Annotated in this window: 11 protein-coding genes; 9 read left to right on the forward strand and 2 right to left on the reverse strand. The window is 60.6% G+C overall.

Translation table 11 applies throughout. The annotated features are described in order from the left end of the window. On the forward strand, positions 1 to 909 hold a 909-nt coding region (locus AC1DUU_RS15745; RefSeq protein ID WP_476784344.1), incomplete at its 5' end, for an MT-A70 family methyltransferase. Here AC1DUU_RS15745 and AC1DUU_RS15750 read toward each other — a convergent pair. Beyond that, the gene (locus AC1DUU_RS15750; RefSeq protein ID WP_476784345.1) at positions 882 to 1,871 is read right to left on the reverse strand and encodes a hypothetical protein; all 990 of its coding nucleotides are present in this window, start codon (positions 1,869 to 1,871) and stop codon (positions 882 to 884) included. The two genes, AC1DUU_RS15745 and AC1DUU_RS15750, sit on opposite strands and share 28 nt — an antisense overlap. A gap of 59 nt (positions 1,872 to 1,930) precedes the next feature. Between AC1DUU_RS15750 and AC1DUU_RS15755 the strand changes: the two genes are divergently transcribed. Both AC1DUU_RS15755 and AC1DUU_RS15760 read left to right on the forward strand, forming a co-directional pair. Beyond that, on the forward strand, positions 1,931 to 2,218 hold the full coding sequence (locus AC1DUU_RS15755) for a hypothetical protein (protein WP_476784346.1): 288 nt from the start codon (positions 1,931 to 1,933) through the stop codon (positions 2,216 to 2,218). Next, complete coding sequence (locus AC1DUU_RS15760; protein ID WP_476784347.1) at positions 2,215 to 2,691, forward strand: hypothetical protein; 477 nt, start codon at positions 2,215 to 2,217, stop codon at positions 2,689 to 2,691. Before AC1DUU_RS15755 ends, AC1DUU_RS15760 begins: the two co-directional genes overlap by 4 nt. Before the next feature lie 53 nt (positions 2,692 to 2,744). On the opposite strand, the gene AC1DUU_RS15765 is transcribed toward AC1DUU_RS15760, so the two are convergent. Beyond that, positions 2,745 to 2,990 carry a DUF982 domain-containing protein gene (locus tag AC1DUU_RS15765; protein WP_476784348.1) on the reverse strand — a complete coding sequence of 82 codons (246 nt, stop codon included), beginning with the start codon at positions 2,988 to 2,990 and terminating at the stop codon, positions 2,745 to 2,747. A gap of 32 nt (positions 2,991 to 3,022) precedes the next feature. On the opposite strand from AC1DUU_RS15765, the gene AC1DUU_RS15770 reads away from it, so the two are divergent. The 6 genes from AC1DUU_RS15770 (at position 3,023) to AC1DUU_RS15795 (ending at position 8,304) form a co-directional block, all read left to right on the forward strand. Further along, positions 3,023 to 3,583, forward strand: coding sequence for a hypothetical protein (locus AC1DUU_RS15770; protein ID WP_476784349.1), 561 nt, complete (start codon positions 3,023 to 3,025; stop codon positions 3,581 to 3,583). Next, positions 3,580 to 4,884, forward strand: coding sequence for a helix-turn-helix domain-containing protein (locus tag AC1DUU_RS15775; RefSeq protein ID WP_476784350.1), 1,305 nt, complete (start codon positions 3,580 to 3,582; stop codon positions 4,882 to 4,884). Before AC1DUU_RS15770 ends, AC1DUU_RS15775 begins: the two co-directional genes overlap by 4 nt. Continuing rightward, on the forward strand, positions 4,853 to 5,536 hold the full coding sequence (nusG, locus tag AC1DUU_RS15780) for a transcription termination/antitermination protein NusG (RefSeq protein ID WP_476784351.1): 684 nt from the start codon (positions 4,853 to 4,855) through the stop codon (positions 5,534 to 5,536). The genes AC1DUU_RS15775 and nusG overlap by 32 nt, the downstream gene beginning before the upstream one ends. Before the next feature lie 75 nt (positions 5,537 to 5,611). Next, positions 5,612 to 6,037, forward strand: a complete 426-nt coding sequence (locus tag AC1DUU_RS15785) for an HNH endonuclease (protein ID WP_476784352.1) — start codon at positions 5,612 to 5,614, stop codon at positions 6,035 to 6,037. A gap of 235 nt (positions 6,038 to 6,272) precedes the next feature. Next, on the forward strand, positions 6,273 to 6,608 hold the full coding sequence (locus AC1DUU_RS15790) for a hypothetical protein (RefSeq protein WP_476784353.1): 336 nt from the start codon (positions 6,273 to 6,275) through the stop codon (positions 6,606 to 6,608). Next, positions 6,592 to 8,304, forward strand: a complete 1,713-nt coding sequence (locus AC1DUU_RS15795) for a terminase TerL endonuclease subunit (protein WP_476784354.1) — start codon at positions 6,592 to 6,594, stop codon at positions 8,302 to 8,304. Before AC1DUU_RS15790 ends, AC1DUU_RS15795 begins: the two co-directional genes overlap by 17 nt. The last annotated feature ends 56 nt before the right edge of the window (positions 8,305 to 8,360 follow it).

Consider the following 8,360-nt stretch of genomic DNA (forward strand, 5'->3'; position numbering starts at 1 on the left):
CTTGTCGCGGCATCGATCGTTGACTGGGACCGGGGCATGAACCAGGCCACCGCCGGGTCAGCAAATTTGCCGACCCGAAAGGCGGCGCGAAAGCTGTCGATCTCGGAACGTGCGGTGATTGCGGCCAAGCGCATTCGCGAGCATGGAGCGGTCGAGCTGGTTGAGGCAATCCGCGACGGGCGAGTGTCGGTGCACGCCGGCGAGGCAATCTCCCAACTCGCGGTCGAAGCGCAGCGCGAGGTGTTGGCCAAGGAAGAGCGCGATATCGTGCGCCGCGCCAAGGAAATTCGTGTCGAGCGCCAGAAGCTGCGCCACACGGTGCGCCTGGCGCATATGGACATGGTGGCCGAACGGGGCAGGGCGACTGCACCGGGCAAGCTCGACCGCTGCTATCCGGTCTATTATGCCGACCCGCCGTGGCGCTTCGGCGTCCATTCGGAAGTTACCGGCCGCGAAAAGAGCGCGGAAAATCACTATCCGACGATGACGACCGATGAGATTTGCGAGCTTTTGGCAGATCTGATCGGCGGCAACACGCCTGCCGTGTTCTTCCTCTGGGCGACTAACCCGATGCTGCTCGATGGCGCGCGCGTGCTTCAGGCCTGTGGCTTCACCTACGTGCACAATTGGGTTTGGGACAAGGAAGTTGCCGGAACCGGCTATTGGGGCCGCGACTGTCACGAACATCTGCTGATCGGCAGGCGCGGCGATGTGGCTGCACCGCTGCCCGGCACTCAGCCGGAGACCGTGTACCACGAGCGCAAGGGCCCGCACTCGACCAAGCCTGATTTCTATGCCGAGCAGATCGAAAAGCTTTACCCCGGCATTGCACGGCTGGAACTGTTCTGCCGCAAACCCCGCCCTGGCTGGGACGCATGGGGCTATGAAGCCGGCGAGGTGGCGGCATGACCCCGTGTATTTCTTTGGATCAGAACGAGGCTCCAGTCGGTCTCCAATTTCCGCATCGGCGGAAAGGGGGATTCAAAGAAGTTACCGCTTCCGCGAAGGTCGTTAAGGGTGGTATTTCCGCCGATCTTCGCGCCGGAGAAATTACAATTAAAAAAAGAGTTTCTATTCCAAGAGTACACATTTATTTTGTAAATGTTGCATCCTTCGAATTTGCATCGGTCAAATCGCTTGTCGATTTCACCACCAAAGTATTTCCACGTAACTCGTACAAATTCCCAGTTCTCATTGGTGCGCATATCGCGGAAATGGGGGCCAGCCAATCCATCATAATAGTAGACATTCTGCACGCCCTCTACCGGACGCCAGAACTGGTGCTCGTTGCCATCTTTAAGTTCAGCAGTGAAGACAAGTCGACGATCGGATCGGCGTCCGATTGCGGCGCCAGCGGCGAGCACAGCAGTTGCAGACTCAAAGTGCACCCCGTCGTGCGACGAACTATGGTTGTTCTGGATATAGTCAGCGACCAAGTTCATTGCCTCAACAGCGAACTTTGGGTTTGTCGCCGTGACAATCGCGTGCAGCGTAGCCAGCCCTGCGGAGACGTGCCCAGGCTTTTGCTCGTCGATCAGTTCGGCTCCTTTCTGCAGAAGCGTAGCAAGGTTGTTTTCTTCGGTAGCCGCGATCTGCTGAGCCAGCTTGTCGATCTGGAGACGCTGCATCTCGGCCTGCTGTGTGGCGATGAGGCCGCGCCAGGCAATAGTGCAAAACGTGATCAGGCCGGCACCAATAAGCCCAAGCTTGTAGACGACGTCGATCAGCTGGCCACGGTGCTCCGCGTTGGCCGAGGCAGCAAGCGATACGAGTGTGCCAATGATTACCGTGGCGAATACCAGGACGGCGGTGCCAACCGCTGCCTTGAACCACATGTTCTCATTGCGCAGAAACTTGTCGAAATTGTCCATGACACTCCCCCTCTCGGAGAAATAGGCGACCCGCCCTCGCTTTTGCAAGCGAGAGCGGCATGAGCGACGCCAATCAACAGCTGCCGATCATCCGGCAGATGCTCGACGCCGAGAGCGATGAGGCACGGGCGCGCATCCTGCTAGTCGTGCCCGATGTCATCCTGATGCGGCATCGCGAGGTGTTCGAGAAGGCTTGCAGGCTTGTCGGGTTCGAGTTGGGCGAGGAGTTCATCGCGATCCGGCGGGCCGAATGGCATGCCGTGCGCGGTCCTGACGGGCGGCATCAGCGGGTGCTGTTTTCGGAAGCTCGCGCCGCCTTTGTCGAGTTTGCCGGGGTGCCGGCATGACGGCGCGCCCCAAAGACCTGCCGACTCACGCGCCAGTCAATCGTTCCGGCATCAATTCGGCCTTCGCGCGACGGGCGCTGGGCAAGCGCGAAGCGCGGCGGCTGGCCGAGCTGATGGACGATGCCGAAAGGCGCGCGCGTGCACGGTTCGAACTCGCCAATCGCGAGGTTGAAGACATCTTCACCCATGCTCGCGCCGAGGCCGAGGCGCTGCTTTCCCGTCTGCCCGACTTCTCCGCGCTGGAGCTGAACGGCCAGCGTGCTTTGCGAGCGATGCGCGACGCCGCCGACCGGCACGGCCTGCCGCTCGCCGTCATCGTTGGCCGTGTGCATCACGATCTTGCCCAGGTCGCCCAGAGCGAGGCCGTGCGCGGCATCGCCAACGCATGCCCCGGCATTTCCGACCACGAAATAGGGACGCTGCTCGGCTTGACGGCCGATGCCGCCCGCAAAATGCGCAGGGAGGGGAAATGAACCGGGGCGGGATGGGAACGAATGCTGACCGGTTCGTCACCTCAATGTGGCTTTCACCCTGTTGCCGGCTCGGCCAGTATCCCAGCCTCTTTGCAGAAGCCCTCAAAGGCTTCGCGAGCTTCATCCAACGAGATCGAACCATTTATCGCCGACTGCATGGCGTTCTCGGCCAGATCGAAGAACGGATTACGCTTGTCGCGAGGCCAAGCTTTGAGGAATTCGACGGCGTCAGGCACCGAGGCGATCTCGCGTGGCGGGAAGTCGGTTTCCTTGAGCCATATGGACGGCGTGAGTTCCATCCGACCCATCGCGCTAGCGGAAGGACGGTTGCATGAACCAGCAACTTTCCCCCGATGCCATGCGGCTACTTGCAGTGCGTGCCAGCGTAGAGGCAATCGAGCCTGGCGAATGGACCAACGTGCACGATGCCGACGGCTATTTTGTCGAGGCGCGCGGACCGATGGGCGAGTTGTTGCCTGTGCTCCGGTTCGACCCTAAGGCAACCGTCGAAGAAATGGGGTTTGTGACAGATGCGCCGGCAACGGTGCGCTTCCTGCTGCGCCTGCTTGACCGCGCCATGAAGCGGCTGCGCGAGATCGACCCGGCCCTGCACCAGCGCGACCGGCGCGGCGCCGCAAAGGGCGAGCCGCAGGCCCAGCCCAAGGACTTTGCGGCCGAAGCGGCGATGAAATGCCAGGAGCCGGTGTTCCTTGCCTTCCTCGAAGCGGAACACGGGCTGGAACGACCTCTGATGCCGGATCGCGCGGCACAGAAGGTGCGGTCGCTGTGCGGCGTCACCTCGCGAAAACAACTCAATGACGGCGGCCAGGCTGCGCAGGCGTGGCGGCAGCTGCGCGACGCCTATGCGGCATGGCGGAAGGCAGGACGATGAGCGAAGAAGCCACGATCAGGCGAGGCGTTCGCAATGCCCGCTACACCACCTTGCCGAACCATGTGTTCGAAGACATCCGGCTTTCCATGGAGGCGCGGTGGCTGCTCGGCTACCTGCTTTCCAAGCCCGATAACTGGACCGTGCGCATGGGCGACATCGCCAAGAAGGGAGCCTGCGGACGCGACAAGGCGCGCCGGATGATCAACGAACTGGTCGAGCAAGGCTATGCCGAGAAAGACCAGCAACGCGACGAAGGCCGGTTTGCCAAGTTGGCCCTGGTGATCTTCGATGAACCGAAAGAAGCGTGCGAAATCAACGGCGCCGACAAAAGTGTTGCATTCTTACCGCAGACTGAAAACCCGGCGCCGGTGAATCCGTCGACGGAAAAACCGGCGCCGGTAAATGCGGCACTAGTAAGTACTGATAATCTAGTAATTCCTGAATCTCAGTTTGAGAGAGAGCGCGGCCGAGAGGGGCAGGAAGATCACAGGGCAGTAGTCAGGGCGTTCAAACGGGCGTTCATGGCTTGGCCGACTGCGATATCGGACAGCGAGCCGCAGGCCTTCGACGTCTGGGCGACCTTGTCGGTCCAGGAGCGTGATGCGGCTGTCGCCGGTGCCGAGCGGTATGTGACGGCATCGAAGGCGACTGGCCGCACGAAGGTATGTTCCTTCGCCGTGTATCTTCGTGAATATCGCTGGGAAAAACTGCCCGAAGCGGCGGCGGCTGTTACCAAGCCGGCAAACCGCGAGGTTCGCCCGTTCGGGCCGGCATGGTCGTCTCTCCGCTTCCGGGCACTGCTCGACGGGCCGGTCGAGCTCGGCGAGCCTAACATGACGCGCGCCAAGCGCGAGGCGAGTTACCAGGCTTCTCGCGAAATGCTCGGCGCCGCCAAGGCTGAAGCCACCTATCGCAAGATGGGACACGATATCGGTGCGGCCGGCGAGCTGCTGTTTCCTGACGATTTCGAGGAACGCATCTGGTGGGATCACGTCATGACCAATGGCTTTCCCGAGGTCTCGCGTCTGGACAAAGCGGCAGGCGAGGGGCGGACGCTTACCGCACCTGTAGGCTTCGAACCTGTGGCCCAACTCATGGAGGCGGTGCCCGTCGGCCTGAAGACTTGGCAGGCATGGCAAGCAGCATTCGAGCTGCGACGGTGGCCATGGTTGCCGTCACCGGGCAAGCAGCCGGTGGTGTTCTTCCCGGTCGGTGGACCGGAAGGATTGGGAAGGTTCGAGCAGGCAATTCGAGACGAGGGAAAGAGCGATGATGGCGGTACGCGGGAAGCAGCTGAGTGAGAGTGACCGCGTATGGCTCGACCAGAAAGGCGAGCCGATCAACGTTGATCGTGCTTGGCAGAAGAGCGACAGGCGAATCGCGCTGTCGCGCCGCGAGCAGGCGATGCTGGCAGCGGCCGGAATGGATGGTCCGGAGGCGCGTTGGTATGTGCTTCGCATCGAAAACGGCATGGACAAAGCTGTTGATAAGGCTTTGGAGGATGCCAACGTTGAGCACTGCATGTTGGTCCTGAAGGTGGATGCAAAGCGCCGAGGCAAGCGCAAATACCAGAAGTTGGAGGCGGTGGATGTGCCTGCCTTTCCTGGCTACCTGTTCGTCAAGGTGGTGGCGTGCCCCAACACATGGGCTGGCCTTCAGACCATAGATGGCGTTGTTGGTCCGATAGGTGGAGCGGAGCGGCCTGAACCAATATCTGCTAGTGAAATCACTAAGTTGCAGGTGAAGATTGAGAAGGACCCTAAGGCCATTGCGGTGCTCACCAATGCCTTGTTGGTGGGTGATAAGGTGATGATTGACAATGGCCCATTCGCGTCTTTCGAAGCGGTTGTTTTGATGGTTGGAGAGACTGATAGGATCAGAGTTGAAACCGGCATCTTTGGCCGTCCCGTGCCTATTGACCTCGATCTTGCACAAGTCACGAAACTGGATTAGCGAATCTCACCTAGGACGAGCCGAAAGAGTCGCACGCCGCAAGGTGGACCGCGCCATCGGCCCCAGGTGAAGCAGATGGCAAGACGCCGACAGTTTCACCGCAATGGCGACGCATACCCCGAAGAGAGCAAACCCGACATGGCAAGGCTGACCAGCCTGAAGCCGCGCATCGCTGCGCTGGTACCTCGCATCGGGTATGCACCCGGCGACGAGAAAGAGCGGCTGCGCCAGCGTGACGCAACGGTGACGTGGCGCGCCTGGTACAAGACTGCTCGCTGGTACAAGCTTCGGCAGCAGATCCTGCTGCGAGACAACTACACGTGCAAGCAGACTGGCGTGCTGTGCATCGGCAAGTATCCAGCGGACAACAGCGCTGTCGTCGACCACATCATGCCCCATCGTGGTGATGAGCATCTGTTCTGGTCAGAGCGCAATCTCCAGACGGTCAGCAAGCTCTACCACGACAGCGAGAAGCAGAAGCAGGAGCGGGCGCACCGCTGACTGCCGAGGCGGGGGGTGGGTCGAATGTCTAGCGACCCCTCTCAGCCCGTACCCGCGTCCCCCTCATTCAGGGATTTTTTTCGTGTCGACTGAGAATTTTGACCTGTTCGGCAATCCCTTTGTGGAGCGTCCGGCCAAGCGCGGTCGGCCGCCTCATGACGTTACGCCGAAAACTCGCAACAGAGTCAGCATGTTAGTGGCGCTGGGCTGGACCAATCCGCGAATATCGGCGGCGATGGGCGTCACGCTGCCGACCTTGCACAAGCATTATTTTTACGAGCTGCGGCAGCGCGAGGTTGCTCGCGATCGACTCGAGCTGCGCCGCTTCGAGATGGCTTGGGACATGGCCGAGGCCGGCAACGTCGGAGCGTTCAAGGAGTTCGGCAAGCTGCTGGATCGCAGCGACCGCATGGAGATCGAGCGCCAGATGGGCCAGCGGAAACCCGACGAACCCGGTCAACCGGAGCGGCCAGGCAAGAAGGTGGTCGACAAGCAACGCGCCATGGACGCCGATGCGAATTTGATGGCCGAGCTCGAACTCGAAGCAGCGCAGCATGCTCTCCATAGCTGACGAACTGCCGCGCTTCGCCTGCCCGGACTGGTGGGAGAAGATTCAAGCGGGCGACACGCCTATGGCCGACGTGCCGGTAAATGAGGCCAAGGCTGCGAAGTCCGTGGCGTTCTTTAATCGTCTCCGCCTGCCGGACGTTCCGGGAAACCCGACGCTGGCCGAGGCGTGCGGGCAATGGTTCCGCGACATCGTAGTCGCCTTCTTGGCGAGCGAAGACCCAGACACCAAACAGCGGCTTGTTTGGGAACTGCTATGCATGGTGCCGAAGAAGAATTCGAAAACGACCTACGTCGCCGGGCTCGGCCTCACGGCGTTATTCGTCGAGGAGGCTCCAAATCGCCAGATGATGCTTGTGGCTCCGAGCCAGAACATTTCAGAGCGATGCTTCGGCCAGGCGCAGGGCATGATCAGGCTCGATACGCGGCTCGATGCCATTTTCAATTTACAGGATCACCTGAAAAGGATCACCCGGAGCAAAACCGGCACCAAGCTGGACGTTAAGAGCTTCGACACCACCATCGTGACGGGCGAAATCCCAATCCTAACGATCATCGATGAGGTGCACGAGCTCGGCAAGAAGGCCAAGGCAGCGGCCGTCATGCAGCAGATTCGCGGTGGTGGAATCACGATGCAGGGTGGTCAGGTTTTGATGATCACGACGCAATCCGACGAGGCACCGTCTGGCATCTGGAAGAACGAACTCGACAAGGCGAGGAAGATCCGCGACGGCAAGGGCGGCAGGTCTCCGATCCTTCTGCCGGTCCTCTATGAGTTTCCAGTGGAGCTACAGCGCAATCAGGACTTCTGGCGCGATCGCCGAAACTGGAAGCACATCCTGCCCAACCTTGGTCTGTCGATCGACCCGCAGCGCCTGGCCGACGACTACGAGAACAACGGCAAGGTCAACAAAGAAGCCGAGCAGATTTGGGCCAGCCAGCATCTGAACATCGAAATCGGTGTCGGCCTGGGTGGTGACGGCTGGTCCGGTGCTCCCCATTGGGAGACGTGCGCGGATAGCAGCCTGACTGGTCTCGATAGCCTCCTGCAGCGCTCCGAAGTGTGCACGATCGGCATTGATTGGGGTGGCGCTGACGATCTCGCTGCCATCTACGTGATCGGTCGCGAGACAACCACCAAACGCTGGCTTGGCTGGGGAAGGGCGTGGGCGCGGCCAACTGTTTTCGAACAGCGAAAAGGAATTGCCGCGTTCCTGCGCGAGTTTGAACGAGATGGCGACCTCATCATCTCGAAGACGGGTGAAGAGCAAGCCGCATCGGCCGCCGACATTTGCCGCCTTGTTGCTGACAGCGGCCTTTTGCCTGAGGCCGCAGGCATCGGCCTCGATAGCGCTGGTATAGCGCTGCTTTTGGATGCGCTCGAAGAGCGGAATCTAGAGCAGCCGCTTGTGCAAGCCGTTGCGCAGGGGTGGAAGCTTCAGACCGCCATCGCATCGGTGCCGTTGAAACTTGAGGATCGACGTTTCCTGCATGGCGACCAAGCCATCATGGCGTGGTCGGTCGGGAACGCCAAGCAGACGCTGCGAGGCAGCAACTACGTCGTGACCAAGGAAGTTTCGGGCGCGGCGAAGATTGACCCCCTGATGGCGCTCTTCAATGCGGCAATGTTGATGTTCCTCAACCCCGAGGCGTCGGGCGGTCCGTCCGTCTACGAAACTCGCGGCCTTTTGATGGTGTGATGGATGAGCATTTTTGATTTCTTCCGTCGCCCCGAAGCAAAGACAGCGGCCCCTGC

This window comes from Aminobacter sp. P4_H6_2 (assembly GCF_056400805.1).